This window comes from Acinetobacter amyesii (assembly GCF_023499985.1).
GTDB lineage: Bacteria > Pseudomonadota > Gammaproteobacteria > Pseudomonadales > Moraxellaceae > Acinetobacter > Acinetobacter amyesii.
Genome location: NZ_JAMCOU010000018.1, coordinates 18,475 through 44,162, shown reverse-complemented (window position 1 = coordinate 44,162; position 25,688 = coordinate 18,475). Strand labels below are relative to the sequence as shown.

Sequence of the window (25,688 nt, the reverse complement as noted above, 5' to 3'; positions counted from 1 at the left end):
AGAGTGAACCACCTGATCCCTTCCCGAACTCAGAAGTGAAACCTCTTAGCGCTGATGGTAGTGTGGGGTTACCCATGTGAGAGTAAGTCATCGCCAGCTCATTATTCGAAAACACCCCCTGACTAGTGCAGGGGGTGTTTTTTTATGCGGGGAAAAAGGGAAAAGAAGAAAAGAAGAAAAGAAAAATAGAAGAAAAGAAAAATAGAAGAATAGAAGAATAGAAGAATAGAAGAATAGAAGAATAGAAGAATAGAAGAATAGAAGAATAGAAGAATAGAAAAATAGAAGAATAGAATAGGAAAATGAATAAGTTAAAGTGACGAATAAATGAATATTTCTGCCTCAAATATAAATTTAATAGTCTTTAATATTTCTATAAAGTTTATTGATCCGCTGAAATAATTGATTGCGTTGCAGCTTTAAGCATATATAAGACTTGGCCTAATAAAATGTCCTTATCAGTCAATGCCACAATAATCATGGGATGATTTTGTGCAGCAACAGATGCAAGTATCGCTTTTCCATTTTCGGCATCTAAGGTTATATTTTGACAACCGACCAAATGAATTTCTTTAATAAATGCTGACACCATTGCAAGGATAGAGCTGCTAACCGCAGCTAACTTGCTATTGTTATATTGCCCACGTTTGTAAACACTCGTTAGCTCAAATCCATCTGTTGAACACACCATGATGAAATGAACGCCTCGTGCATTGTTAATAATATTATTTATTTGTTCACGGGCATGTTGTATTAACTCATTCGAAGCGGTGCGTTTTGTGACATTAAACATTAGTAGCTCCTTATGCAGTGATATAGTGATTTACTTCGATTGAGGTAATTAAAGCTTCAAGAAGCAGTAAAATGTCAGATTTTTTGCGACAGTCAATAAAGAATAGGGGCGAATATAAGTCCTGACTAATTAACCAATCCTTATAGATAGCGGTATTTGTCGAACTGGTGATTTCATCTGTATGGGTAATTCCAATGGCTATGTTATCTGTATAGTTTTGGAAGGTTTCTAAGTAGCTTTCGAGTTCACTTAAGGGGTCATTAACATTATGATCAATCAGGATAATCGTCCCGATTGCGCCTTGACAAATAACTGGCCAAATAAAATCAAAACGACTTTGTCCAGGGGTACCATATAAACCTATTTTTAAACCATCTTCTAAGGTCACTTCTCCGTAGTCGATACCTACTGTGGTTTCAAGTTTTTGATGGCTGGTTTGATCTGTATTAAACGCCTCGGTCAGTAAAACTGGGATATCAGAAAGTGAACGGATCGCTTCAGTTTTTCCAGCACCCATAGAACCAGCAAAGACAATTTTATATTGCTGAAGAATCATGTTTGATGTCCTATTCTAAAATCCAAATTTACGCCGTAATTTACGAAAGAAGTTTTGCACAAAGTTCTTTTCTTCTGTTGGTTCATGCGTTTCAGGTGGCGTGTAATGTTTATCCCAAAGATTTATTTTTTTAATATTCAGTGATGCCATATTCGCAGCAATGAACTGCCGAACGGTGCTGAGGGGGATATCATATTGTTCTGCGATCGTTGATATCTTTGCGCCCTGGATAAAACATGCAGAAAGTTGAAAAATTTGTTTATGAGATAAATGTTCAGCAGGTTTTGGCCAGCTTAAAATTCGAAAATGACCATCTTCAGGAACTGTTTGGTAAAAATTCGGAGTTTGCCAAAATAGATTCCATATCCAGTCTTGAAGGATGACGGGGTGCTTTCGACTTACATGGGTCATATCTTCAATTGATGCGAAATCATATTTAAAACTAGCATCTGTGTGTTGAAGTTGACGCTCGAGGTTGAGCCAAGCTATATTTTGCGCGGTATCGATTACCGCTATTGTACCTAGATCATCATATAGGTGTAATTTTTCATGGTTATCTTCTGCATACATTTTTTTGAAGTAATCATCTTCCAAATTAAAATCGCTAAAGCTTTGAGTTTGACATTTTTGTGCATGCTCTATGGATTCGTTAAGGCCATTATGGCTGACGAGATGTTTATCAATCCATTGATTGAGCTCTTGATTATCATCCACGGGTAGGAACAGTGTATTGTTTCTGACGCGCCCTGATTGTTGGTTGTCTTTCGAGATCTTGAGCCAAGGTAAAGCGCGGCGAGTTAATATTTTTTGAATTCCTTCGGTGTCAAAAAAACGCTCATGAATAAATAAGCAATCGAGATTCACATCAGATGCACTTTTCCATTGGATATTAAAGTGCTGTGGAAAAATTGCGTAAAGCTGATGTTTGAGTTGATCTGAATCATGAATACTTAATCCTGCAATGCCGATATTGATATATTGCTTATTCATGGTGTTCCTCGACTAATTTTATTCAAACCTGTAAAACATTTTGGGAATAAAAAACCCTCTTATTGGCATAAGAGGGTTGGGTGAAATTAAGCAAAATCTAAGTTTTTTTCATAGGTTTTTAATTCGTGTCGAGCCATGGCTAGGTTTGCTTTGGCACGATCAAGTACTAAATATAAGAATACGGATTCATTATTTTCCAGTGGACGAATCAAGTGATACTGCTTTCCTAAGGTAATTAAAATATCAACAATGTGATCATCTAAATTGAGTGACTGAGCAACACGTCTTTTGGAGCGAACCACTTCAGTATTTCCAGCAGCTGCTAATTCTAAATCAATATCTCCACCGCCTTGTGTCGCCATAGCTAGGCCACTTTCACCGTCTACCAGTGCCGCTGCATGAAAACCGTCGATTGTTGTGAGTGATTCTAATGAAACTTTAGCCATTTTTATGCCCCTCTTTTAGGTTATACATGATTATTATTTGTAGATATTTAGGTAATTAAACTAGCGTTTTTAACTACATAATTTAATTATAGGAAGCGTAAGGGGCTTTGCAATAAAATTAATTTTTTGCTTTAAAAGGATAATATTTTCTAAATATAGCGTTAAGTTTTAGGATTTAAAAAATGTGATTTAATTTGCTATATATATTTTTTATGTATTTTAGAACTTTATTTTTGATATAAAATTTACCAAAAATTCAAATGTAATATTTTGTAAATGGTGTGACAAAACTCAATTTTTGCAGAATAAAGCTGACCGATTTACATAAAGAAAACAAAAAGTGATCTAAAGGCGTGTAATTTAGAATATTCGATTTAAAAAAACCTGCTTAAAAAGCAGGTCATTGATTTAGACAAATGAAGCTACTTAAGAAAAAATTTTACAAGCTGCAGATGCCAAAATCCATAAAATCACCACTGCAACAATAGGCTCTACAATTTTTGACCAAGTTGGAACTTGTACTTCAGTTGTCACATCTTCTTGAGTATGTTGTTGATTAACCATTTGATTGAACTCCTTCATTGATGCTTCTAATGATATCTCTTCTTGCAGATTGGGTTTAGAACCAAGAAGCTCTGTTAGGTTGTTTGTTGACCAAACCCAATCATCCGCTTGACCAGAAAGGTGTTCAATTTGTCCATTGAGTAATTCTTGAATGCTTTGTGGTGAGTGTGAGCCGGTATCATGAAGTTGCTTTAATTCATTTAATTGTAAATGAAAAATTTCAGTTGTTAGGTGCTCAAGTTCAGAGCGCTCTAATATTGATGCATTCGATGGATTGGTGGTCAGATGGCGTGAAACTTCTTGAATATAGAGTTCATCAGGATGAGTAATTTCTTGATAAACCTTTTGAGCATTAATGTGGAGCTGATGAATCAATTCACCAAAAGTTAATGCATTAATTTCACGTATATGTTGACGTTTTTCTTCACGATTTAAATGACTTAAAAGCGTAGGCTTTTGAGATTCTATTTGTTCGACAAAATATTGTACTAAATCAAAAGCCATTATTCGCTTCCTTATTCTTTAATCGAGCAACCTTAAACCTGGTTTTTTCTTCGGCTGCTCTTGTTGTTCTTGGTCGTTTGATTTTAAAGCATTTTGATCATTCTGAATACCTTCATATTCTTGAGGATCGAAGAACATGCCTTGACCATTTTCACGTGCATAGATACCTAGAACAGCAGAAAAGGGGATATAGAGGTTTTGCGAAACGCCACCAAAGCGTGCAGAGAAAGTAATCGTCTCATTGCTCATGTGTAGCGCATGCGTTGCATGAGGTGCGATATTCAGGACAATTTGGCCATCTTGGATATATTGAATTGGCACCATCGTACCATTCTGTGTCGCATCGACAAGTAGGTACGGTGTAAGTTGATTGTCACAAATCCATTCATAAAGTGCCCGTGTTAAGTATGGACGCGTTGGAGTGAGTTGTAGTTCTTGTTCAGACATAATGCTTACTCGAATATTTATGGGAAATTAATTTTTCGCTAAAAGCTCGCTATAGCGATTTTTTTCCTGCAATGTCATCGATTTGATAAATGCAGGACGGCTAAAGATGCGTTGGCAATAGAGAAATATAGGGCGGCATTGCTGTTTGGGAAGCTCAATCCCCATGGCTTTTAGGCGCAGAAATACAGGTGCGAGCATACAGTCTAACATGCTAAATTGTTCAGACATAAAATAAGGATAATGCTGAAACAAGGGGGTTAGTGAAATGAGTGTATCACGTAATTGTTTTTGTGCTTTTTGCTTGGCTTTTTCATCGAGGGTATCGGGATGGCGAAGCATAATATCGGCAAGTCTTAACCAATCTTGTTCGAAGCGCCATACATATTGACGTTGCTCTGCACGAGGCATGGGTGCATCTGCATACAGTTTATTTTGACGATATCGGTCATCCAGATATTCGGCAATAATACTGCTGTTATAGAGTTTTAGGCCATTTTCAATCATCATCGGAAGTTGATTGTAGGGATTTAAACTTGCAAGATCTTCGTCTTCATCATCAGCAATAATTAAATTATGTTTGATTTGCTTCTCTGCAAGTACATAGCGTATCCAGTGTGAGCGAAAGTCATCCGCATGACTGTAAAGCGTAATCCCTTGGAGAGGTGCATTTTCGATTGACATAATCCGAGACGATGAGAAATGAATAAGATAGGATACTAAAATTAGACAGTAAAATCACGGAGACTTTAGCAATATCAATGCAGCTACAGTGAAAATTACAGTTTTGTTTTATTTGATAGCTTTTCATGTCATTCATTTACCTGATCGTCACCGCATGATGACCATTGCACTTGTACAAAAAATTATTATTTTTCGCTTCTGTTATTTTTATGGGCATTGGCTTTTATACGGCACTCGCTGGAGGTTATGCCTCTGATTATGGAGCAGAGGATGATAGCCTAGAACAAAAAAGCAAAATGACCATCTGTACAATTACACTAACACTGTCGGTTATATGCTTAATTGCGAGTTTGAGTCTCTTTGTTTATCGGATCGTTATTCTATTTGCATCATCTTCATAAAAATTAAGACATAAAAAAACCTTGGCATAAGCCAAGGTTTTTTGTCCGATTCGGTAAACGAATTAACGTTTAGAGAATTGAGGACGTTTACGAGCTTTACGTAAACCAAGTTTCTTACGTTCAACTTCACGAGCATCACGAGTAACGAAACCAGCTTGACGAAGAGCAGGTTTAAGAGTTTCGTCAGAAGCGATCAATGCACGAGTAATACCGTGACGGATAGCGCCTGCTTGACCACCGATACCACCACCAGCAACAGTGATGTAAAGGTCATATTTTTCAGTAGCTTCTAAAAGCTCAAGTGGTTGATTAACAACCATACGAGCAGTTTCACGACCGAAATATTGTTCTAAAGAACGGTTGTTGATTACGAGTTTACCAGTACCAGCTGATAGGAAAACACGTGCAGTTGCGGTCTTACGGCGACCTGTACCATAGTTAGTAGCCATGTGCTGTATCCCTTAGATGTCCAAAACTTGTGGCTGTTGAGCAGTATGTGGATGCTCAGTACCAGCGTACACTTTCATTTTCTTGATCATTGCATAACCAAGAGGACCTTTTGGCAACATGCCTTTTACAGCACGTTCGAAGATTTCTTCTGGTTTGTGAGCAACTAATTTTTCGAAATTAGTTTCACGAATACCACCAGGGAAACCAGTGTGGCGATAATATTTCTTATCAAGTGATTTTTTACCAGTCACTTGAACTTGCTCAGCATTGATAACAACGATGTAGTCACCAGTGTCAACGTGAGGAGTATAAGAAGTTTTGTGCTTACCGCGTAAACGACGAGCGATTTCAGTCGCAAGGCGACCTAAAGTTTTGCCAGAAGCATCAACAACGTACCAGTCGTGTTGAACTTCAGCTGGCTTAGCGCTGAGAGTTTTCATTAAACCACTACCTATTATAGTTGGTTTGGACTATGGAAGCTGTCCAAACAAAAGGAGACGCGATTCTATACGAATACGTGAAGAATCACAAATGAAAATATAAAATTTCAAGCGCTGTATTGTAGTATATTTCTTCAGCAATAAACAGCAGATAATCCAGAAATTATAAAAAAAGCGGATGAAAGTAAATCATGTCGAATTCTAATCTGTTAAAAAACACATCTGAACCCTCATTTTGGCGGCAATGGTTGCAATTAATGGGCTTATGTAGCGCCTTGGTTTTAAGCCCAACTTTTTTGTATTTGGTGTATTTGCATGGGGCGGATGGTGCGATCATCGTTTGGTTAATGATGCTCACTTTATTTTTCCTTAGTTATTTATTGGTTTATCTGTTGATTGGATTATTGCTTGTGGGTGGTATGTCTTTTTGGCTGATAACGAAGTACCCGCAACATGTGTCAGCCGTTCAGCGCGGCATTGTCATTCTTATTGCACTGATTTGGATCATTGGCATTTCAGGTTTTGCTTTCGATTTCATCCCATACAATGTCGCACAACGCGCTTATTTTTGAGTTTTAGTCCGATATTTTTAATCAATAAAATTAGGTCTGTCATGTGCATCACACAGTATAATAATGCTATTGCACACACAGGATAGACCCATGCTGCCTTTATATATCACGAGCGGTGAACCCGCAGGTATCGGACCTGATATTTGTTTGAGCTTAGCCAATCGAATAGATGAAAGGCCACTTGTGGTTCTTATTGATAAAGATTTGCTGCTCAAGCGTGCTCAACAGTTAAAGCTCGAAGTTGAACTGATTGACTATGTTGGGCAGGAGGGTTCAGCAGCTCTAGGTCAGCTTTATGTGGAACATGTACCTGTGGCTAAATCTGTCATCGCAGGTCAGTTAGATGTGAATAATGCAGCCTATGTGTTGGAACAATTACGTCGTTCTGCAGATTATGCGATGTCTGGCAAAAGTGTAGGTGTTGCAACTGCACCTGTGCAAAAGTCGATTATTAATGATGCCGGTATTCATTTCAGTGGACATACGGAGTTTTATCAAGAATTTGCAGGCGTTGATCGTGTCGTGATGATGCTTGCGACCAAAACTTTACGTGTGGCGCTTGCAACTACACATTTGCCTTTGCGCGCTGTAGCAGATGCAATTACCAAAGAACGCTTACATCAAGTGATTGATATATTAATTCATGACTTAAAAACCAAATTTAAGAAAGATCACCCACATATTTTGGTGTGCGGTCTTAATCCGCATGCGGGTGAAGACGGCTATTTGGGCATGGAAGAGATTGAAGTGATTAATCCCGTGCTGGAAAGCTATCGTGCTCAGGGAATCAATATGAGCTTGAGTTTACCTGCGGATACCTTATTTACCCCTGAAAATTTAAAAGATGCAGATGCGGTTTTGGCGATGTATCACGATCAGGGCTTGCCTGTGTTAAAGTCGCAGGGCTTTGGCGAAGCCATCAATATCACTTTGGGCTTGCCATTTATTCGGACTTCAGTGGATCACGGTACAGCACTGTCACTGGCTGGAACTGGTCTTGCTAAAAGTTCGAGTTTACAGGTGGCGGTTGATTTGGCTTTAGAATTAGCACGTGCGAAAAATAACGAAACTTAATAATAAAGGTTTGAATTTTATATGAATAATAGTAAAAAATTATCAAAAATAAAACAGGAAAATAACAAGATGCTTAGGGCAAAATCGATCATTCGCCCATTTTTTGGGATTGCGTTAGCGTTGATGCTGTCAGCATGCTCAACGCTCGCTACAGATCATCATTCTTGTGAATTAAAAGTATTATCGCTGCAAATTCCAAAACAGACGGAAGGATTTATACGTTTTGCATCACCGGCTGCCGTGGATGGCTTTAAACATAATCAGCAAAAATTTAATCAAGCGCTGACTGCGGTGCATAAAAAATATGCGAATCGTGATGGTGCTGATAAAATGCTTCAAGATGGACAGGCAATCAATGCTAATATTGATCTGCTTGTACAGCATCAAAATAGCCTGAGTGCGCTATATGAATCTCAACTTCTTGTAAGTGAAACCATTCCGGGTATTCAAGCTGAATATAATATTCTGGCTGATATGATGGCTAGAGTAAACAATTCAGCTATTCAAGCAATGATTGCCAAAAATCAAGTCTATATTGCGGGACGAATGTTGAGTTCTTTGCTGAAGTTAACTGATGTGAATTCTATTCATCCAGACGATTTAGATGACTTTTTAGCAGATTTTGAAACTTTCAATATTTATTTGAAGGCTCAACTGAATGGTAATCCCGAACTGGGTGTAGAGCGCGTAAACAATGCTGAAATGCGTGAAAGTTTGCTCTCCATTCAGGCTGAAACTGAAGAAATGATGAAATCTGAAACAATGGCTTTGTTGCAACAAAGAGAGCCATTGCTCAGTGTAATTAAAGCGGCTCGGGATAATGTGACCAAGTCCGAAGAAATTTTTGCTCGCTTGAGTGAATTTGAATCAAGTCAGTAATCGTTGTAATAAACCTATGCGGAGAATTTTATGTATCAAATTAATGCCCTAAACCCAAAAGATGAAGGGCATCACACGCGTAAGCGGTTTGGACAGAATTTCTTACATGATCAACGTGTTATTGCCAAAATTGTACGTTCGGTAAATCCGCGTACTGGTGACAATATTGTCGAAATTGGTCCCGGTCTTGCTGCGCTTACATCGCCTTTAATTGGTGAATGCGATGCTTTAACTGTGGTTGAGCTGGACCGTGACTTAGCCGCAGGTTTGCCGGGCCGTGTGCCGCATCCCGAGCGCTTGACCATTGTTGAAACCGACGCGCTGAAATATGACTTTACCGAGCTGTTTGCCGAAGGCCGTCCACTGCGTGTGGTTGGCAACTTGCCGTATAACATCTCGACACCGCTGCTGTTTCATCTCTTGGAGTTTGGCGACAAAGTCAAAGACATGCACTTCATGTTGCAAAAAGAAGTCGTGGACCGTATTACCGCTTCACCGAATACTAAAGAATATGGTCGTTTATCGGTGATGATTCAATACTTCTGCAAACCGACGTTTTTATTTGAAGTTCCGCCGGGTTCGTTTAATCCGCCGCCAAAAGTCACCTCTGCGGTATTCCGTTTAGAGCCTTATGCCGTTAAACCGATTGTGGCGAAAGATGAAAAAGCGCTTGCGCGTTTGGTTTCACATGTCTTTACTCAGCGCCGCAAGACCTTGCGTAACAGCTTAAAAGGCATGTTGGTTGAAGATGGTTTTGAAAATGCAGGGGTTGATCCAATGGCGCGTCCTGAAACCCTAACACTTGCAGAATTTGTCGCATTAGCAGATCAAATGGTGGCTTAATAATTATGACTCGCAATATTCGCTATAACTATGTCATTGGTGATGTTCAAGGCTGTTTTGAAGCATTAAAAGCTTTACTGAAAGAGATCAAGTTTGATGCAGACCAAGATTTTATATGGTTTGCCGGTGATCTCGTCGCACGGGGTGAAAACTCGGTAGGCGCTTTGCGGTTCATCAAAAAATTAGTGGATAGTGAAGTTGCGGCGACGGTACTGGGCAATCATGATCTGACTTTGCTGGCATGCGCTCGTGGTATTAAGGATATCAATCCTAAAGACAATATCGATGATGTGATTCACGCTTTAGAAAGTGATGATTTGATCGATTGGTTGCGCAAGCAGCCGCTGTGTCTATTTCCGAATGAGCAAACCATTTTGACCCATGCAGGCATTCCTTTGAATTGGACTGCGCAGCAAACCGCAGACTTGGCAAAAGAGGTGGAAGCGGTGATTGGTCATGACGACTTTGATGTGGTTGATGCGTTTCTTCAAGTGATGTACGGTAAAGAGCCGAACCTATGGACGGATGATTTGTCTGGTCATGCGCGCTTACGCTGTATTACCAACTATTTGACCCGCATGCGCTTAACCGATGCAGAAGGCCGTTTAGAGTTTAGTTTTAAAGATTCACTCGATGACCCTATGCCGAAGGGTTTTAAGCCATGGTTTGAGTTTGAGTCACAAGCAGCTCAGACCCATCAAATTCTTTTTGGTCATTGGGCTGCTTTACAAGGAAAAAGCATTTCAGCAAAAATCCAAAATGTGGATGGCGGATGTGTCTGGGGCAATCAGTTGATGGCCTATCGTTTAGAAGATCAGCACATGTTTGCTGTCGATAATCCTGTAATGTAAGTATTTAAAAATAAAAAAGCCGCATTGATGCGGCTTTTTATTGGTGTGAGGATTAGTCTAAACGAATCCAAGTTTGGTTACGACCTAAGACTGAAACGCCAATACTTGCACGGATCGAAATACGTTTTCCTGTGCTGTTTAAGCGCACTTTAGCATCATAAACTTTGCCAGAAAGAGGGTCGATAATACGACCTTTTTCATAATTATTTGTATTATTAATTTGCTTTAAACCTTTAACAATTTCCATGCCGAGAATCGGTTGGTTGGTATAAGGTGCAGGGCACTTATTGCAGTTTTTTTGCGGTGTATAGCCCGGGCGTGGCGTAATTTTAATAATTTTACCGGTATAGGTATTATTGGATTCTTTGTGAATCGAAATAATCGCTTTGGCCGCTCCTGTTTTATCGTCAATTTGTTGCCACGTGCCAGCAATGTCATTTGCAAATGCACCATTCATCAATCCGAATGTGCAAAGGCTGAATAATATTTTTTTAAACATAATCGCTTTTCCCCTAGAAGCGTGATTTATGAGCACGTATGTTAGAAAGTTTACGAGAATAGTCAACTTTATTTTTAAAATAATTTGAATATCTTAGGCATAAAAAAACCGCCATGTTGGCGGTTTTTATAACACTGAGCTTATTCTTGGCGAATCCAAGTTTGACTACGACCGAGTGCTGAAACACCCATATAGCCACGCAGCGTGAGACGTTTTCCGCTGGCATTTAAGCGAACTTTTGTGTCGTAAATTTTGCCAGAAAGTGGGTCAATAATACGGCCTTTGTCGTAATTATTGGTCCCTTCAACATGTTTTAAACCAGTTAACACATCAAGGCCTAAAATCGGTTTGTTTTTATAAGGTGCAGGGCAGTTTACACAGGTGTCACGTGGCGTATAGCCCGGACGCGGCGTCACTTTGATGATTTTACCCACGAATGTGCCATTACTTTCTTTACGGATTTCAATAATGGCTTTTTGTGAACCAGTTTTATCATCAATTTGTTGCCAAGTCCCTGAAAGGTCTTGAGCAAAAGCTGAACCACTCATTACAGCAGCTAAGAATAAGAGGCTCACTTTTAATTTTTTCATCAGATATTCCCTGTAGGTGGTTCACCTATATCAAATCAATTTACTGAATAAATTTAAAATTTATTCAACGCGAATCCATGTCTGTGTACGACCAATCGCGGAAATCCCCAGATATCCACGTAAATGTAAGCGCTTACCATTGGCAGAAATTTTGCCTTTTAAGCTGTAAATTTTGCCTGCTAAAGGATCAATAATTTTTCCTTGAGAGTAGGTATTTTCACTTTCAAGTTTCAGCCCCTTAAATACATCCATCCCTAAAATAGGCTGGTTGGTATAAGGTGCAGGGCAATTCACACATTTTTCCTTTGGTGTATAACCCGGACGTGGCGTCACTTTCACAATTTTGCCGGTATAGGTGTCTTTGGCATCTTTTCGAATTTCGATCAGTGCTTTAGGCGAACCAGTTTTATCGTCAATTTGTTGCCAAGTCCCTGTAAGATCATGAGCATAGAGTGCGGAGCTTGTAACTACAGCACCGAATAATGCAGCCCATTTCAAACTTTTTTCGATCATATTAATAATCCTTTATCAATACACTTTGTGAGGGTTTATTGATCATACTAGGTAATATTTGAACTTAGAGCAACTACTCTAAGCGTAAATATTTACATTTTATTCGGGAAAGTTGACATGTTGCACAAAAGTGCCTTTACCAAAAATGTAACATCCACAGCACATCGTTCAATGTGTTGTGGTGTACCCTTGAATTTATATTAAGTTTATTTTTTATACAAAACAATCATTTAAAAGTGATTGCTCAGTCACATATTTTGTAGATAGAGTATGAAAGTTGGCAACCAGATTGCTGTGAATACTGCATTTACCGCCATGCCAAATGCCGCATAGCGCCCAGCAATGCTGCCGCGCTGCCAAGCTTGAGCTGTGCCAATCGCATGTGCAGCAAGTCCTAAGGCGAGTCCTGATGCACGTTCATCATGAATATTTTTGAGTATGATGGGTGAAAATGCTGCGCCAATCACCCCTGATAAAATCACAATCAAAATTACCAAAGGAATCGGGGAATGCAGCAGCGTTGCAATGTTGATGGCAATAGGGGTGGTCACTGCCCGTGTAGCAAAAGCCATAATGGTTGGATCTGACAAATGCAGCAAATAAGCCAGCCCCATAGGGAGGGCAACGGCACTGATACTGGCAAAGACTAAAATCCCGCCCACGGCTTTTAAAGGCAAGTCATCGTAGCGCATCGCTGCTAAAGGAATAGCCAAGGCCACTGTGACATAGCCGAGTAAGTTATTGAACAGTGGATTGACCTGTGCCATATAACTTTCATAGGAAATGCCAAAAAGATAGAGCATACCAATGACGAAAAACATCCCAATCACAATCACGGGGATTTGCGGTAATTTTTTATTAATAGGTTTTGCGACAAGATAGGCGATCAGGGTAATGATGAATCCAGAGATGATTGAAAGCATGTTGATTATCCTATAGCCATTTCTTAGACATTTTTGCGTAGACCCACAGCGGTATGAGGGTGCTGACAAAGAGAACAATCAAAAACATCGGAATTTCATCGCCTAAATGCATCATCATTAGCAATGAGCCTGCACTAATAGGTAGGAAGGCAAAGGCACTTTCTTTCATAATTTTATTATTGGTATCGACCAAACTGGCTGGAATTTTGTTGAATTTTCTCCAAAATGAAAGCACGATCAAGAGGGCAATCAAACCGACTAGATTGCCTAATTCTGGGTGATTGAATTGCTTCATGACCCAGACCGCGCCTTCACGGAAAATAATAATTAATGCAATAGTGCCTATCCAGGCTTTCCAGTCGATGCGCTTGATCCAGTCCATTTTTGTCTTTCGTTAAAATTATACTAATCAAGTTTTAACCGATTTAGTCTTTAATTTCAAATTCTTCAAGTGGACGTTGAAATTGTTGCGCACGCGTTCCCAAAATTTCTTCGATGGGTAAATGCGCCTGTTTAATCAGTTGTTCTAACTTATGCGGGGCAATGATGACATGCAAAATTAAGTTGCCTTGTTCATCATAACTTTCATTTTGGATCACATTGAGCGCATACAGTTGTGTTCTTAATTTGCCATAAGCCGGTTTTAGACGGACTTCAAAGCTTTGAATCTGTCCCATTAAGCATTCTTGAACCGCTTGGCGTAATAAGGGAAGACCTTTACCACTATGTGCTGAGACATAGACACGTTCCGGCTGATGTGGCTTGCCATAGATGATTTTAGGATCTTCGCCACTGACATCAATTTTGTTATAAACGCGCAGAATCGGAACATCGACACCAATTTCTTTCAGTACTTTTTCGACAGCCTCGATTTGTTCCATCATGTCCGGACTGCTGGAGTCAATGACATGTAACAATAAGGTCGCCTCCAACGTTTCTTCTAAGGTGGCTTTAAACGACTCGACCAGTGAGTGCGATAAATTACGCACAAAACCTACAGTATCTGCGAGAACTAAGTTGCCGATGCCATCCCAATGTAGACGGCGTAAAGTTGGGTCAAGTGTCGCAAAAAGTTGGTCTGCTGCATAGACATCACTTTTTGCTAAATTATTAAATAAGGTCGATTTACCAGCATTGGTATAACCCACCAATGACACGGTTGGAACAGCAGCTTTTTGACGTGCCACACGACCTTGCATACGTGTTTGGCGGACTTTCTCAAGTTTCGCTTTGAGTTGTCCCATACGGAGCTTGAGTAGCCGACGGTCAGTTTCCAGCAGCGTTTCACCCGGTCCACGTAGGCCGATCCCACCTTTTTGGCTATCGAGATCGCCACGACTACGAATCAGTCGTGAAGCCATATGTTGTAATTGGGCCAATTCAACTTGCAATTTACCTTCATAGGTACGTGCGCGTTGGGCAAAAATATCTAAAATTAATTCTGTACGATCGACCACACGACAACGCATGATGCGTTCAAGATTACGTGCTTGGGCAGGAGTGAGGGCATGGTCAAAGATGACCAATTCGGCTTCATGCTCTGCAACCACTTCTGCAATTTCTTCAGCCTTCCCTGAGCCGATAAATAATTTGGCATCAGGCTTAATACGCTGAGCATGCACATGTTGCAGAATATTGGCACCTGCAGATTGAGCAAGTAAGTGGAATTCTTCGGCATCAAGGTCTGCAAGCATTTGTACTGCCACACTGACTAAAATTACGCGTTCACCGCTCGCTTGATGTTGATTTAAATTTTCCACTCAGCACACACTCCTGTTTAAAGATTCATTTTAGGCGAAAATGCAGTGCGATGGTTAATCTAAGTGAGGGATTAATGGCTAAGTTCTGTATGTCGTGCTATTCAATTAGAGAAAGCTTCGAAAGCTCAGCGCCAATAAGAAAAGCACACTCACATATATCAATGAAAAACCAGCAATGGCTTTTAACGCTTGCCATGAAGAAATAGAGGGATTGTCTGAATATGAATGATTCATAATTTTAACCTTTAAAACCGATATAAAAATAATATTTGATTTTTAAAAACGATTAAAATGGGAAAATATTATCTTCGACTTCGGTTTTTATGATCAATGCAAAAAAACTGTCTTCGGTATATGATGATGAAAATTTACGCCAAATTGTGGCACCGTGTCCTTTTAGTGAACCGTTTATGAATCAACCTCAAATCGTCAATACACCGCAAATTAATGTGTTTTCAAAATTTTATTTGTATTGTAAAAAAGTCGGTGCAGCAGCTGTTGCCGTGACGCAGGGTTTTTATTTGGTTTATCGTCATCAATTGTATAAAGACCCGAATAACCCGCAAAATACTCGCTATGTGCAGTATTTTTGTCGCAAGTTATGCAAAGTATTCAATCTTGAAGTCAAAGTGCATGGTGAAATTCCACGACAACCAGCCCTTTGGGTAAGTAATCATATTTCATGGTTAGATGTGGCAGTTTTAGGTTCTGGTGCACGTGTTTTCTTTTTGGCGAAAGCTGAAATTGAAAAATGGCCAGTGCTGGGTAATTTGGCGAAAGGCGGTGGCACCTTATTTATTAAGCGTGGCTCTGGCGATTCAATTAAAATTAAAGAACAAATTACGGGCTTCTTAAAACAAGATACGCCGGTACTCTTTTTTCCAGAAGCCACCACTTCAGATGGCAGCAAAATTAAAAAAATTCATGGTCGTATTTTAGGTGCGGCAATTGAAGCCGAACGTCCAGTCCAAATTTGCTTAATTTGCTATGTGAATCAGGACGGTGAACTCGATAATATTGCGCCCTATGTCGGAGACATTAGCTTTGATCGACATGTCAAAAATGTCTTAGAAATGCCGAAAGTCACAGCGCATCTGATGATATTGCCCGCAATTGATTCGGCAGGTCATACTGTTGACAGTCTGACACAAGAAGTGCAGCAAAAAATGAATCAGGGATTAGCAGAGCTTCAAGCTAAAGTTCTTAAAGCGCCAGTTCCAGTTGAAGCTAAATAATTTAATGATACAGGCTGCAAGGGGATGCCTTTGCAGCACAATCCTTACATAAAGCCTTCGAGCGGCAACCAAGAGATAAATTTCACCCCTGCTTTTTGCCACCACTTGATTTTCGGTTCACGTGGATAAATACGCGTTTGACCATTTGACAGCTTAATTTTCCAATTGATCTGTTGGTCTGCATTGAGTACTAACTTATAGGCATATTTACTCAAATTTTCATCCATGGTGTAGTGGACTGCTTTGGCTAAGCGTGGGCTATTCAGTAATACCCCAATTTCAGTATTTAAATATGCTGAGCGAGGGTCAAAGTTAAATGAACCAATAAAAACTTGTTTTTCATCAATTGCCATCAGTTTGGCATGTAGGCTTGAACGGCTTAAACCTTTTAGACTAACTTTAGATTTTTCCGCCAACTCTTTGGTATTTGTATTGAGATTTTCTGCATCAGGTCTAGACAGAAACTCATAGAGTTGAACATCGTGTTCCAATAGATCTTGGCGATATTTACTATAAAAAGCATGAACCAATGGCACGTCATTGGCCTGGAATGAGTTGGTCAAGACTCTGACTTTTACGCCATCTGCACGAAGGTTTTTTAGGCGTTCAGCCCCTTTTTTTTCTGGGACAAAGTAGGCTGAAACGATATCGACACTTTGTTCAGGTTTATCTAAACGGTTGAGCAGCTGAAAGTTGAGATGCTCTTCTTTTTTAGCCTTAGATTTGATTTTGCTTGGGGAATCTTTGACCACTTCGGCTTTAACCCAGTCAAATTGGATTTTATTGTTGAGCCAGTCATCAAAGGCATGTGAACGGTTGGCTAAATCCAAATAATTGACCACAGTGGCTTCTTGGTTATAGTCATCGAGTTGTTGTTTGAGACTGTCAAAGCGCAAACTATAGTGGCGTGGATTGACCAATTGACGTACTGGAAAGGCATAATCATCATTCCAATATTCGTCAAAAGAATGGATGATTTCATCGGATGCCGCACCGACCAGCATGACGTCAACATCGGAAAATTGATAATTATCACTGACGTTATAGTATTGGTTACTCATATTGCGACCACCAATCAATGCGATTTGATTGTCTGCAATAAAGCTTTTGTTGTGCATACGGCGGTTGATGCGTTTTAGATCCAGCACCATATCGACAGGGCGGAAATGTCGGAAGCGGTATGGGTTATACAGTTTGACATCAATATTGGCATGCTGGTCGAGTGCCATATAAATCCCTTCCATCTTTTTTGCATTGTTGTCATCGACCAATAAACGAATTTTCACCCCACGATCTGCAGCTTTGATCATGGCATGCAGGGCCAAAGCACCAATTTTGTCGTTATCCCAAATATAGTATTGTAGATCTAAACTTTTTTCGGCTTTATTGATCAGTTCGATTCGAGCCGCTAAGGCTTCTAATGGGTCATAAAGTACGTGGTAACCAGTTAAATTTGGATTTTGTTCACGCAGCGGCAGCACAATTTTCGCAAGGCTAGTATCGTCAGTGGGAGTATTAAAGGCATATTCCACAGGTTGAGTTTGCTGTTTAGGCAAGGTACTACATGCAGATAAAGTCAAAACAAGGCTACAACTCAGCAAAACCGCCTTAGTGTGGTTGTGTATGAAGGGCAAATTTTGCTGTTTCGGTGTAGCTGAGTTCATACTGTTAGACATACTAAAAAATTTGATTTGAGTATAAGTGTCAGCTGTGAAAAGATAAATATAGTGACCGAGTTTTCTCGTTAGGCAAATTGTAGAGCAAATGTATGTGGGAATTAGATTCCGTAGTGATGTATTTTTATATCGGGTTGGCTGTGCTGGGCGTTTGGGCAATTTCTCAAGCTTGGTTAAGTCAGTCGCGCACGGAAACGATTCATCCGTTTAAAGCCTTCGTACATTTGTTGGCATTCTATCTTTCGTATTTACTTATCCCTTTATTCTTCTTTAGCTTTTATGCAGGCTGGAGTGGTTATTATTCACTGCATGAAGCGATTTTTGTCGGTGCTGTTACGGGGCTTTTGTGCTATGCCCGATTTATCGAGCCGCACATGATTCAGGTGAAAAAATGTCAATATCAATTGCATGAAACACGACAGTTATTAAAGCCTGTACGCATTGCCTTAATTGGTGATTTACATATTGGTTTATTTTCGGGTCATGAACGTCAGTTAAAAATGATCGTCGATAAAATCAATGCGCAAAATCCTGATTTGGTCGTGGTTGCAGGCGATTGGACTTACGAGCCAGAAAATAAGTTGGCTGAAGAGCTGGCCGTACTAAAAAAAATTATTGCTCCGATTTATTCGGTGAATGGTAATCATGATGAGCAATATCCCGGTCCGCCTATTCAAGCGCTGTTAAAACATGCATTAGAAAGTAACCATGTGGTGGATATCGAAGGGCAAGTGGTTGAGTTTAATGAGTTTCGCTTATTAGGCGTTGGGGACTTATGGGCTGGTAAAGCCGATATGCGCTATTTGCCAGAATTGCCACAAGATAAACCTTGGATCATTTTGTCGCATAATCCAGATACCGTCGATATGGTACCTAAACTTCCGGGACGACCATTGATGTTGTCGGGTCATACCCATGGTGGACAAGTGGAATTGCCATGGTTGACCGATTATGTAATGAAAAAAGTGTCGATTTTAGGTCATAAAAAAGGGCTATATCAGCATGACAATGCAGATGTCTTTGTCACTGTTGGTACGGGCATGGTTGGGGTACCTTTCCGTTTTCTTGTGCCACCGACCATTGATATTATCGAGTTGATTTAATCAAAAACTACCGTTCATTATCGCTAAACGGTTTGGTGAATGTTCTTCTTGATGTAGAGCTACAGGCCTTGTTTGGTTAATAAAATTGAATCGTGCCATTCATTTGCTGTTTGAAATTAAGTGAATGACCGTGTATTGGAACAGATGATGTGTATTGCTCAGTTGGATCTAAGCTGCATGCATGAATAAAATCGAAATGATGTCAACTATAGAGTAGCTAATCAGGTCATTGACTCAATTTGAGACATAAAAAAGCCAGCAATAGGTGCTGGCTTTTTTATTATGTGCAGATTAAACCTGATTATTCACATCATCATTTTTAGTTTCGCGAATCATTAAGAACGCGATCAATGAAAGGATTGATGCCGCAGTTAGGTAGTAACCTACTGCATATAAACCATAGCCAGTTGCAAGTTTAGTTGCGATCAATGGCGCGAAAGATGCACCAAAAATACCAGCCATGTTAAAGGTTAAAGCTGAACCTGTGTAACGTACAGACGTTGGGAAGATTTCAGACAATACCGTACCAATTGGACCATAGGTTAAACCCATGATCGCAAGACCGATACATAGGAATAAGAACACCATCGCAGTACTGCCAGACTCAAGCATGCTTGAGAAGACTAAGCCAAACAATGCAGATACAACACATACCGCAATCGAAGTCGTTTTACGACCAAATTTTTCAGCAAATACAGCAGAAAGTGGAATGAAGGCAGCGAAACAAAGTGTGGCAACCAGTTGAAGTTTTAAAAATTCTTCACGTGTGTAACCAAGCTGGGTTGTACCCCATTGTAAAGCGAATACTGTGGTTAAGTAGAACACAACGAATGTACAAATCGCGGCAATCGTACCGAGAATTAACATCCCCCAGTGCTTAGTGATCACTTCTTTGAACGGAATATTTACTTCTTTTTGCTTATCCAAAACTTTTTGGAACGCTGGTGTTTCATGTAATTTTAAACGAATCCACAGACCGACAATAACCAATAGCGCACTTGCAATGAATGGAATACGCCAACCCCATTGCATAAACTCAGCTTCAGACATGAAGTGACCTAAGGTCAAGAATGAGCCTGTTGCAAGAATAAAGCCGATTGGCGCGCCCAATTGAGGGAACATACCATACCAAGCACGTTTGCCTTCTGGCGCATTTTCAGTTGCAAGCAGCACGGCACCTGACCATTCACCACCTAAACCAAGACCTTGACCTAAGCGACAAAGTGCAAGCATGAGCGGAGCAGCGATACCAATTTGAGCATAGGTTGGAAGCAAGCCGATACATACTGTAGAAATCCCCATGGTGAGGAGAGCGGCAACTAATGTGGCTTTACGACCGATACGGTCACCTAAATGGCCAAAGAATGTTGCACCAATCGGGCGAGCAATAAATGCAATCGCAAACGTTGCTAAAGATTGAATTGTTGCGGTTGTGGGATCTGTACTTGCAGGGAAGAACAGATGCGGGAAGATAATTACAGCCGCAGTTGCATAGATGTAGAAATCGAAGAATTCGATTGTGGTACCTACAAGACTTGCTGTAAGTACGCGGAATTTTGAATTTGTTGGTTGCTGTTCAGTGGCAGCAGCACTTGAAGACGCCATGGTGGACCTTACACTTACTAAAAATAATTGAACTTAGTTTTAAAAGCGTAATCTTTTTAAAAAAGGCGTAATTTCTTAAAAAAATACGAAATACCAACTTACGGACTGCGGAATTAGGGTCACTAAAGAATGCAGTGTCAGTGGGTTATATCACGTAGAGATAAATCGACAGGAAATGTGATCCTGCACCTATCAATACAAAAATATGCCAGATAGCGTGTGTATATCTTACCTTTTTTAAGGCATAAAACAATGCACCGATTGTATAAGATAGCCCGCCAATGATCAGGTAGGTTAAAGCTTGATCAGATAAAAAGCGTTGCATATCATCCATTACCAGTACTGCAAGCCATCCCATCACCAAATAGGCAATCAACGAAATCTTTTGAAAACGATGAATGAAAATTAATTTGAATAGTGTTCCAATTGCAGCAATGACCCACAGTGCAATGAGTAAATAATGCGCTTTTGCGGTAGGCAATGCGATTGCCAGAAACGGGGTATAAGTGCCTGCAATTAAATAATAGATTGCGGTATGGTCGAGTTTTTTGTACCAACCACGGCGCTCAGGAGATTCTGCGAAGTGATATAGACTCGACGCTGAAAACAATAACAGCATACTGAATGCATACACCCAAAGTGCAAGCCATTGTCCAGTTGGAAGATATGATCCTTTTAAAATCAGTAGGATACCTGCGATGGCCGACAACGCTGCACCGAAAGCATGGGTATAGAAATTCAGTCTTTCTTCAGCTGGGTCATAAGCTAAAAGATGGGGAGGATTCATAACGTATCTTTTATAATAATTTAAATATACACATGTATAGTAATTCAATTTTGCTTTTGGTGTAAGAAGATTTAAAATTGTTTTGCAAATTTATCTAGGTTTATATTATGTCATCATTGGCTTCTTCCTCTACGCAAGAGCAGCAATTTTTAGCAGCCTTTCAGCAAGCCATTGAAACACAGCGTTTTGATCGCATGATCTTGAGTCAGTATAAAGGTGAATTAGACCAATTAGAAAAAATGACCTTACGAGTCATTTCGCTGCAAGGTGAGTCATTTCTTAGCTGTTTATATCGTTATAAAACCCAAGACATCACCAAAAACTATCCAATGGCAGCTGCATATCAACAAGTCGAAAGTTTATTGAGTTGTTGTAAGCAAGCCAACCTGATGACCTTAGATGAAGAAATTCAGCTTAAGAAAAATAAAAAGAAAGCCATGCTAAGCATCAGCAAAAAGCAGCCAGCCTTAGGGAAAAATCCTACGGAGCAGCAAGGGCATGATCGAGCAAAACATCGCTATGTCGATCAAGACAGTTATTTCTTACAGCCACTCGGTATTACGGATGCCAAAGCACAAATTATTCCGAGCATGGCGCGTAAATGGAAACAAATTAATAAATTTGTAGAAATTTTTTCAGGCGCTTTAAGTCAGATTAAAGAGACTGATCAATCTCTACATGTTGTAGATTTTGGTTCAGGCAAGGGATATCTAACTTTTGCATTATATGATTATTTAGCAAAACACCAGCAAGTGCCTAAAGTGACTGGGGTTGAGCTGAATCCAAAAATGGTGGAATTTTGCCAAAGCGTTGCTCAGCAGTCGAATTTCAGCCAACTGGATTTTTTCCAAGGCGATGTTCGTACCTATGCGCCTGAGCGCTTAGATGTCATGATTGCGCTGCACGCCTGTGATGTGGCAACGGACTTTGCGATTCATACCGGTATTCGATTAAATGCGCAAATGATCATGTGCGCGCCGTGTTGTCATAAAGAACTGCGTCCGCAATTGAAAGCGCCGCAAGTACTTGCACCGATGTTGCAATTTGGTATTCATGCAGGCCAGCAAGCAGAGATGCTTACTGACACGATTCGTGCACTTTTATTGAAAGCATATGGTTATGAAACCAAAGTCTTTGAATTTGTGGCACTTGAACATACCAGTAAAAATAAAATGATCTTGGCAACCAAACGTGCAGACTATGTCGAACCTGATCAAGCGGTATTGGCGCAGATCCAAGCTTTAAAAGACATGTATGGCATTCAAAAGCATTCGTTAGAATTATTATTGAATGATCAATGGGACCAGCAAGATATTGGCTGTAAATGCTAAAGGATGAAGGGATGCAGCAGTTAAATATTCAATTTGGTCCGTGGGAGCAACTGGCATCTGCAGCTCGGCCGATACGTGAACAGGTCTTTATTTTAGAACAGCAGATATCGCCCGAAGATGAATGGGATGCAGAAGATGCGATTTCACTGCATTTTATTGTTCATGATGGGATGAAAGCTATTGCAACTGCACGTTTGTTGAAAAATAACAGTATAGGTCGTGTTGCTGTTTTAAAGGCTCATCGCGGTCAGGGTATTGGTAAAATCTTGATGCAAGCTATCATCGAACAAGCGAAATTAGGGCAACGTGAATATTTAAAACTATCATCACAAGTGCATGCTATACCGTTTTATGCAGCTTTAGGTTTTGTTGTTGAAGGTGATGAATATTTAGATTGTGGTATTCCGCATCAAGATATGTACATGGCTTTGGCTTAAATACGTAAAATTGGACATCTATAAATAAAAAACGCTTAATATTTTAAGCGTTTTTTTTATATAGATGAGGTCAAAGCTTAGTGACTATGATCATTCGATGCAGTAGGTTCAGGGCTCATGTCATCCATATGTGCATGTTGTTCTTCAGTCATATGCATATCTGCTGCAGTCGGCGCAGAAGCTTCACGAGCTGCTTGATCAGCTTGCGCCTTTTTCAACGCTTCTTCTGACATCACAGGGGCATTTTTAAATGCATGCTGTTGAGTATTGTCTTTTTTCTGTTGGCTAGGCATATAGTCTGGTTCATTGGTCACAGCAAGCCAGAAAATACCCATGAATAGCGCACCTAAAATACAGAAGATAATCAGTGCCTTCCAGCCCCACGGTGATTTTTCAGGAGAAGTATGATCAGTCATAACAAGCTACTCAATCGGATAAAAAGAAATCAAAAAACTTGTTACTTTATAACATAAAACAGATGAGAGTTCGCGTAAATTCTAGACTTGTTTGCAAACACGCGACTGAGAAGGAAAATAAAAAGGAGCCGAAGCTCCTTTTGATGTGATTGAACAGCAAAATTTGCATGCTCAAAATGAATAATTAAATCTGCTCAGCTTTTGCCACTTTGTCTTTCAGCAATTGCGGTGCTTTGAAGCGTTCGCCATATTTTGCTTCTAGTGTATTGGCACGAAGTAACGCTTTTTCCAAACCATATTGATTTAAAAATTGAAGTGCACCACCTGTCCAAGGGGCAAAACCAATCCCGAAGATTGATCCGACATTACCATCTACTGTTGATTCAAGTACGCCTTCTTCTAGGCAGCGCAGCGTATCGAGCGACTGTACAAACAGGAAGCGGTCAATCATTTCCTGTTCAGAAATAGCATTATCTTTCTGCCATTTGCTCAAGCCATCCCAAAGGTGCTTTTTACCGCCTTCAGGATATTCATAAAAACCTGCGCCGGCAGCTTTACCTTTACGTCCGAACTCATGAATCATTGTCTGAATCACCTCATCCGCACCTGAACGTGGTAGGTCTTTGCCTTCGGCTTGCAAGGCTTTACGTGTCTCGGCCGCAACATGCTCAGAGAGTGTTAAAGACACTTCATCTTGTATGGCCAATGGACCTACAGGCATGCCGGCTTTCAGCGCAGCCATTTCAACGCGGGCAGGGTGCACGCCTTCAGCCAATAGACGTAAACCTTCTTGCACAAAGGTGCCAAAGACACGGCTGGTAAAGAAGCCACGGCTGTCATTGACTACAATTGGCGTTTTACCAATTTGCTGCACATAGTCATAGGCTTTGGCTAAGGTTTCAGCTGATGTATTTTTGCCTTTAATGATTTCGACCAATTGCATTTTGTCGACAGGGCTAAAGAAATGCAGCCCGATAAATTTTGCTTGATCTTGAGATGCATTGGCCAAGCCTGAAATCGGCAATGTAGAAGTATTGGACGCAAAAATACCACTCTCTGCCAGATAGGCTTCTGCTTCTTGTGTCACTTTGGCTTTGAGTTCGACATTTTCAAATACCGCTTCAATGATTAAGTCACAGCCTTGCAGGTCGGCAGCATCTGCTGTGGCATGAATCAGTCCTAAAACTTGATCACGCTTTTCTGCGCTTAAACGGCCTTGAGATACTTTTTTATCCAGCAGTTTTTGGCTATAGGCTTTGCCTTTTTCAGCAGCTTCTACAGAAACATCTTTGAGTACAACTGCAATGCTTTTTGATGCTGTGGCATAAGCAATGCCTGCACCCATCATGCCTGCACCCAAAATGCCGACTTTGTTGGCTTGCCATTTCGCAACGTCTTTTGGACGGCTTGCACCAGACTTAATAGCGTTGAGACCATGCCAAAAGGTGCCGATCATATTTTTAGAAATTTGACCGGTTGCAAGGTAAGTAAAGTAACGTGATTCAATGGTGAGCGCCGTATCGACATCGACTTGAGCACCTTCAACCGCTGCTGACATTATGGCTTCAGGCGCAGGGTAACAGCCCTTGGTTTTATCACGCAGCATAGCAGGGGCAATGGCAAGCATTTGTGCCACCGCTGGAGTTGATGGCGAGCCACCCGGAATTTTATAGCCTTTTACATCATAGGGTTGTTGTGATTTTGGATTGGCTTTCACCCACGCAATGGCTTTTTCCATCAAGTCTTCAAGGCTATCTGCAGTGTCTTGAATCAGCCCCAATGATTTGGCTTTTTCGACACCAATTTGTTTGCCTTCCATCAAGAGCGGAAATGCATTTTGCAGACCCAATAAACGTACCATACGAACAATACCGCCACCACCCGGCAGTAAACCTAAAGTTACTTCAGGTAAGCCAAATTTCGCTTTAGCATCATTAAGGGCGATTCGATAATGACAGCCAAGAGCTAACTCCCAGCCACCGCCAAGCGCTGTACCATTTAAGGCTGCTACAACAGGAATGCCACGGGTTTCGATATAACGCAGTTTGGCTTTCATCTCTTCAATCATATTGAAGAATTCTGTCGCATGCTCAGGTGTAGCTTGAATCAGTTCGTCTAAGTCGCCGCCGGCAAAGAAGGTTTTTTTTGCGGAACGAAAAATAATCCCTGCAATATTTTCATCTGCTTGCAGTTTGTCTACCGTTTCAGCCAGTGCCGTGCGGAAGTCTGCATTCATGGTGTTGGCAGATTGGTTTGGAGAATCTAAAGTTAAAATGACGATATTGTCGGCATTTTTTTCAAATTGAATTGCGCTCATTTTTA

At 40.4% G+C, this 25,688-nt stretch carries 29 protein-coding genes and 1 rRNA gene; 10 read left to right on the top strand and 20 right to left on the bottom strand.

From position 1 onward, the window contains the following. Positions 1 to 99, top strand: a 5S ribosomal RNA gene (gene rrf, locus M5F03_RS04570); the annotation flags it as partial. Between the two features lie 283 nt (positions 100 to 382). Here rrf and M5F03_RS04565 read toward each other — a convergent pair. The 9 genes from M5F03_RS04565 to rplM form a co-directional block, all read right to left on the bottom strand. After that, positions 383 to 793: a roadblock/LC7 domain-containing protein gene (locus M5F03_RS04565; protein WP_078194283.1), complete on the bottom strand. Its 411-nt coding sequence runs from the start codon at positions 791 to 793 to the stop codon at positions 383 to 385. A 10-nt stretch (positions 794 to 803) separates the two neighbouring features. Continuing rightward, on the bottom strand, positions 804 to 1,349 hold the full coding sequence (locus tag M5F03_RS04560) for a GTP-binding protein (RefSeq protein ID WP_249706941.1): 546 nt from the start codon (positions 1,347 to 1,349) through the stop codon (positions 804 to 806). A 15-nt stretch (positions 1,350 to 1,364) separates the two neighbouring features. Further along, positions 1,365 to 2,339 carry a hypothetical protein gene (locus M5F03_RS04555; protein ID WP_249706938.1) on the bottom strand — a complete coding sequence of 325 codons (975 nt, stop codon included), beginning with the start codon at positions 2,337 to 2,339 and terminating at the stop codon, positions 1,365 to 1,367. Between the two features lie 86 nt (positions 2,340 to 2,425). Continuing rightward, positions 2,426 to 2,785 carry a roadblock/LC7 domain-containing protein gene (locus M5F03_RS04550; protein WP_180022868.1) on the bottom strand — a complete coding sequence of 120 codons (360 nt, stop codon included), beginning with the start codon at positions 2,783 to 2,785 and terminating at the stop codon, positions 2,426 to 2,428. Positions 2,786 to 3,211: 426 nt separating this feature from the next. After that, the gene (locus tag M5F03_RS04545; RefSeq protein WP_249706935.1) at positions 3,212 to 3,853 is read right to left on the bottom strand and encodes a hypothetical protein; all 642 of its coding nucleotides are present in this window, start codon (positions 3,851 to 3,853) and stop codon (positions 3,212 to 3,214) included. 18 nt (positions 3,854 to 3,871) lie between these two features. Beyond that, positions 3,872 to 4,300 (bottom strand): ClpXP protease specificity-enhancing factor, encoded by a 429-nt coding sequence (locus M5F03_RS04540; RefSeq protein ID WP_249706932.1) that lies wholly within the window; start codon positions 4,298 to 4,300, stop codon positions 3,872 to 3,874. A gap of 27 nt (positions 4,301 to 4,327) precedes the next feature. Next, on the bottom strand, positions 4,328 to 4,981 hold the full coding sequence (locus M5F03_RS04535) for a glutathione S-transferase N-terminal domain-containing protein (RefSeq protein WP_249706915.1): 654 nt from the start codon (positions 4,979 to 4,981) through the stop codon (positions 4,328 to 4,330). Between the two features lie 463 nt (positions 4,982 to 5,444). Beyond that, positions 5,445 to 5,831, bottom strand: a complete 387-nt coding sequence (gene rpsI / locus M5F03_RS04530; protein ID WP_078190115.1) for a 30S ribosomal protein S9 — start codon at positions 5,829 to 5,831, stop codon at positions 5,445 to 5,447. Between the two features lie 12 nt (positions 5,832 to 5,843). After that, entirely contained in the window at positions 5,844 to 6,272 is a 429-nt protein-coding gene (gene rplM / locus M5F03_RS04525; RefSeq protein WP_004722943.1) for a 50S ribosomal protein L13, read from the bottom strand. A gap of 191 nt (positions 6,273 to 6,463) precedes the next feature. Between rplM and M5F03_RS04520 the strand changes: the two genes are divergently transcribed. From M5F03_RS04520 to M5F03_RS04500, 5 genes are all read left to right on the top strand, one after another. Further along, positions 6,464 to 6,844 (top strand): hypothetical protein, encoded by a 381-nt coding sequence (locus tag M5F03_RS04520; RefSeq protein ID WP_180009219.1) that lies wholly within the window; start codon positions 6,464 to 6,466, stop codon positions 6,842 to 6,844. Between the two features lie 90 nt (positions 6,845 to 6,934). Further along, entirely contained in the window at positions 6,935 to 7,918 is a 984-nt protein-coding gene (gene pdxA / locus M5F03_RS04515; RefSeq protein WP_249706912.1) for a 4-hydroxythreonine-4-phosphate dehydrogenase PdxA, read from the top strand. Positions 7,919 to 7,939: 21 nt separating this feature from the next. Next, positions 7,940 to 8,797 carry a pilus assembly protein PilJ gene (locus tag M5F03_RS04510; RefSeq protein WP_249706910.1) on the top strand — a complete coding sequence of 286 codons (858 nt, stop codon included), beginning with the start codon at positions 7,940 to 7,942 and terminating at the stop codon, positions 8,795 to 8,797. Positions 8,798 to 8,827: 30 nt separating this feature from the next. Next, a complete protein-coding gene (rsmA, locus tag M5F03_RS04505) occupies positions 8,828 to 9,640 on the top strand; it encodes a 16S rRNA (adenine(1518)-N(6)/adenine(1519)-N(6))-dimethyltransferase RsmA (RefSeq protein ID WP_078190111.1) in 813 nt (270 codons plus the stop codon). A gap of 5 nt (positions 9,641 to 9,645) precedes the next feature. Then, entirely contained in the window at positions 9,646 to 10,491 is an 846-nt protein-coding gene (locus M5F03_RS04500; RefSeq protein ID WP_078194272.1) for a symmetrical bis(5'-nucleosyl)-tetraphosphatase, read from the top strand. Between the two features lie 52 nt (positions 10,492 to 10,543). On the opposite strand, the gene M5F03_RS04495 is transcribed toward M5F03_RS04500, so the two are convergent. The 6 genes from M5F03_RS04495 to hflX all read right to left on the bottom strand — a co-directional run bounded on the left by M5F03_RS04495 (position 10,544) and on the right by hflX (position 14,776). Next, on the bottom strand, positions 10,544 to 10,990 hold the full coding sequence (locus tag M5F03_RS04495; protein WP_078194271.1) for a DUF2147 domain-containing protein: 447 nt from the start codon (positions 10,988 to 10,990) through the stop codon (positions 10,544 to 10,546). Between the two features lie 140 nt (positions 10,991 to 11,130). Continuing rightward, a complete protein-coding gene (locus tag M5F03_RS04490) occupies positions 11,131 to 11,580 on the bottom strand; it encodes a DUF2147 domain-containing protein (protein ID WP_078190108.1) in 450 nt (149 codons plus the stop codon). 60 nt (positions 11,581 to 11,640) lie between these two features. Next, positions 11,641 to 12,093 (bottom strand): DUF2147 domain-containing protein, encoded by a 453-nt coding sequence (locus M5F03_RS04485; protein WP_249706907.1) that lies wholly within the window; start codon positions 12,091 to 12,093, stop codon positions 11,641 to 11,643. Positions 12,094 to 12,341: 248 nt separating this feature from the next. Next, positions 12,342 to 13,016 carry an LrgB family protein gene (locus M5F03_RS04480; protein WP_078190106.1) on the bottom strand — a complete coding sequence of 225 codons (675 nt, stop codon included), beginning with the start codon at positions 13,014 to 13,016 and terminating at the stop codon, positions 12,342 to 12,344. Positions 13,017 to 13,026: 10 nt separating this feature from the next. Next, complete coding sequence (locus tag M5F03_RS04475) at positions 13,027 to 13,398, bottom strand: hypothetical protein (protein WP_078194269.1); 372 nt, start codon at positions 13,396 to 13,398, stop codon at positions 13,027 to 13,029. 43 nt (positions 13,399 to 13,441) lie between these two features. Then, a complete protein-coding gene (gene hflX / locus M5F03_RS04470) occupies positions 13,442 to 14,776 on the bottom strand; it encodes a ribosome rescue GTPase HflX (protein WP_078190104.1) in 1,335 nt (444 codons plus the stop codon). A gap of 410 nt (positions 14,777 to 15,186) precedes the next feature. Between hflX and M5F03_RS04465 the strand changes: the two genes are divergently transcribed. Continuing rightward, positions 15,187 to 16,011 carry a lysophospholipid acyltransferase family protein gene (locus tag M5F03_RS04465; RefSeq protein WP_180108980.1) on the top strand — a complete coding sequence of 275 codons (825 nt, stop codon included), beginning with the start codon at positions 15,187 to 15,189 and terminating at the stop codon, positions 16,009 to 16,011. Positions 16,012 to 16,055: 44 nt separating this feature from the next. Here the strand turns inward: M5F03_RS04465 and M5F03_RS04460 are convergent, their stop codons facing one another. Continuing rightward, a complete protein-coding gene (locus M5F03_RS04460) occupies positions 16,056 to 17,675 on the bottom strand; it encodes a phospholipase D family protein (RefSeq protein WP_228144793.1) in 1,620 nt (539 codons plus the stop codon). A gap of 104 nt (positions 17,676 to 17,779) precedes the next feature. On the opposite strand from M5F03_RS04460, the gene M5F03_RS04455 reads away from it, so the two are divergent. Continuing rightward, on the top strand, positions 17,780 to 18,790 hold the full coding sequence (locus tag M5F03_RS04455; RefSeq protein WP_249706904.1) for a metallophosphoesterase: 1,011 nt from the start codon (positions 17,780 to 17,782) through the stop codon (positions 18,788 to 18,790). A 291-nt stretch (positions 18,791 to 19,081) separates the two neighbouring features. Here the strand turns inward: M5F03_RS04455 and M5F03_RS04450 are convergent, their stop codons facing one another. Next, positions 19,082 to 20,395 (bottom strand): MFS transporter, encoded by a 1,314-nt coding sequence (locus M5F03_RS04450; protein ID WP_078194265.1) that lies wholly within the window; start codon positions 20,393 to 20,395, stop codon positions 19,082 to 19,084. 145 nt (positions 20,396 to 20,540) lie between these two features. Then, positions 20,541 to 21,182 carry a PAQR family membrane homeostasis protein TrhA gene (gene trhA, locus M5F03_RS04445; RefSeq protein ID WP_180110239.1) on the bottom strand — a complete coding sequence of 214 codons (642 nt, stop codon included), beginning with the start codon at positions 21,180 to 21,182 and terminating at the stop codon, positions 20,541 to 20,543. A gap of 107 nt (positions 21,183 to 21,289) precedes the next feature. Between trhA and M5F03_RS04440 the strand changes: the two genes are divergently transcribed. Continuing rightward, positions 21,290 to 22,513, top strand: a complete 1,224-nt coding sequence (locus tag M5F03_RS04440) for a class I SAM-dependent methyltransferase (protein WP_249706902.1) — start codon at positions 21,290 to 21,292, stop codon at positions 22,511 to 22,513. A gap of 11 nt (positions 22,514 to 22,524) precedes the next feature. Continuing rightward, positions 22,525 to 22,950: a GNAT family N-acetyltransferase gene (locus M5F03_RS04435; protein ID WP_249706899.1), complete on the top strand. Its 426-nt coding sequence runs from the start codon at positions 22,525 to 22,527 to the stop codon at positions 22,948 to 22,950. A gap of 77 nt (positions 22,951 to 23,027) precedes the next feature. On the opposite strand, the gene M5F03_RS04430 is transcribed toward M5F03_RS04435, so the two are convergent. Both M5F03_RS04430 and M5F03_RS04425 read right to left on the bottom strand, forming a co-directional pair. Further along, complete coding sequence (locus M5F03_RS04430; RefSeq protein ID WP_249706897.1) at positions 23,028 to 23,366, bottom strand: hypothetical protein; 339 nt, start codon at positions 23,364 to 23,366, stop codon at positions 23,028 to 23,030. A 184-nt stretch (positions 23,367 to 23,550) separates the two neighbouring features. Then, positions 23,551 to 25,683, bottom strand: coding sequence for a 3-hydroxyacyl-CoA dehydrogenase NAD-binding domain-containing protein (locus M5F03_RS04425; RefSeq protein WP_249706895.1), 2,133 nt, complete (start codon positions 25,681 to 25,683; stop codon positions 23,551 to 23,553). Positions 25,684 to 25,688: the final 5 nt, after the last annotated feature.

Coding starts and splice junctions, on each gene's coding strand:
- M5F03_RS04550 (WP_180022868.1), bottom strand. CDS start 2,785: ATGGCTAAAGTTTCATTAGAATCACTCACAACAATCGACGGTTTTCAT.
- M5F03_RS04520 (WP_180009219.1), top strand. CDS start 6,464: ATGTCGAATTCTAATCTGTTAAAAAACACATCTGAACCCTCATTTTGG.
- M5F03_RS04430 (WP_249706897.1), bottom strand. CDS start 23,366: ATGACTGATCATACTTCTCCTGAAAAATCACCGTGGGGCTGGAAGGCA.
- M5F03_RS04555 (WP_249706938.1), bottom strand. CDS start 2,339: ATGAATAAGCAATATATCAATATCGGCATTGCAGGATTAAGTATTCAT.
- M5F03_RS04510 (WP_249706910.1), top strand. CDS start 7,940: ATGAATAATAGTAAAAAATTATCAAAAATAAAACAGGAAAATAACAAG.
- M5F03_RS04480 (WP_078190106.1), bottom strand. CDS start 13,016: ATGCTTTCAATCATCTCTGGATTCATCATTACCCTGATCGCCTATCTT.
- M5F03_RS04455 (WP_249706904.1), top strand. CDS start 17,780: ATGTGGGAATTAGATTCCGTAGTGATGTATTTTTATATCGGGTTGGCT.
- M5F03_RS04495 (WP_078194271.1), bottom strand. CDS start 10,990: ATGTTTAAAAAAATATTATTCAGCCTTTGCACATTCGGATTGATGAAT.
- rpsI (WP_078190115.1), bottom strand. CDS start 5,831: ATGGCTACTAACTATGGTACAGGTCGCCGTAAGACCGCAACTGCACGT.
- M5F03_RS04485 (WP_249706907.1), bottom strand. CDS start 12,093: ATGATCGAAAAAAGTTTGAAATGGGCTGCATTATTCGGTGCTGTAGTT.
- pdxA (WP_249706912.1), top strand. CDS start 6,935: ATGCTGCCTTTATATATCACGAGCGGTGAACCCGCAGGTATCGGACCT.
- M5F03_RS04425 (WP_249706895.1), bottom strand. CDS start 25,683: ATGAGCGCAATTCAATTTGAAAAAAATGCCGACAATATCGTCATTTTA.
- M5F03_RS04435 (WP_249706899.1), top strand. CDS start 22,525: ATGCAGCAGTTAAATATTCAATTTGGTCCGTGGGAGCAACTGGCATCT.
- M5F03_RS04440 (WP_249706902.1), top strand. CDS start 21,290: ATGTCATCATTGGCTTCTTCCTCTACGCAAGAGCAGCAATTTTTAGCA.
- M5F03_RS04465 (WP_180108980.1), top strand. CDS start 15,187: ATGAATCAACCTCAAATCGTCAATACACCGCAAATTAATGTGTTTTCA.
- M5F03_RS04535 (WP_249706915.1), bottom strand. CDS start 4,981: ATGTCAATCGAAAATGCACCTCTCCAAGGGATTACGCTTTACAGTCAT.
- M5F03_RS04475 (WP_078194269.1), bottom strand. CDS start 13,398: ATGGACTGGATCAAGCGCATCGACTGGAAAGCCTGGATAGGCACTATT.
- M5F03_RS04565 (WP_078194283.1), bottom strand. CDS start 793: ATGTTTAATGTCACAAAACGCACCGCTTCGAATGAGTTAATACAACAT.
- rsmA (WP_078190111.1), top strand. CDS start 8,828: ATGTATCAAATTAATGCCCTAAACCCAAAAGATGAAGGGCATCACACG.
- rplM (WP_004722943.1), bottom strand. CDS start 6,272: ATGAAAACTCTCAGCGCTAAGCCAGCTGAAGTTCAACACGACTGGTAC.
- M5F03_RS04450 (WP_078194265.1), bottom strand. CDS start 20,395: ATGGCGTCTTCAAGTGCTGCTGCCACTGAACAGCAACCAACAAATTCA.
- M5F03_RS04545 (WP_249706935.1), bottom strand. CDS start 3,853: ATGGCTTTTGATTTAGTACAATATTTTGTCGAACAAATAGAATCTCAA.
- M5F03_RS04460 (WP_228144793.1), bottom strand. CDS start 17,675: ATGAACTCAGCTACACCGAAACAGCAAAATTTGCCCTTCATACACAAC.
- M5F03_RS04540 (WP_249706932.1), bottom strand. CDS start 4,300: ATGTCTGAACAAGAACTACAACTCACTCCAACGCGTCCATACTTAACA.
- trhA (WP_180110239.1), bottom strand. CDS start 21,182: ATGAATCCTCCCCATCTTTTAGCTTATGACCCAGCTGAAGAAAGACTG.
- M5F03_RS04500 (WP_078194272.1), top strand. CDS start 9,646: ATGACTCGCAATATTCGCTATAACTATGTCATTGGTGATGTTCAAGGC.
- M5F03_RS04560 (WP_249706941.1), bottom strand. CDS start 1,349: ATGATTCTTCAGCAATATAAAATTGTCTTTGCTGGTTCTATGGGTGCT.
- M5F03_RS04490 (WP_078190108.1), bottom strand. CDS start 11,580: ATGAAAAAATTAAAAGTGAGCCTCTTATTCTTAGCTGCTGTAATGAGT.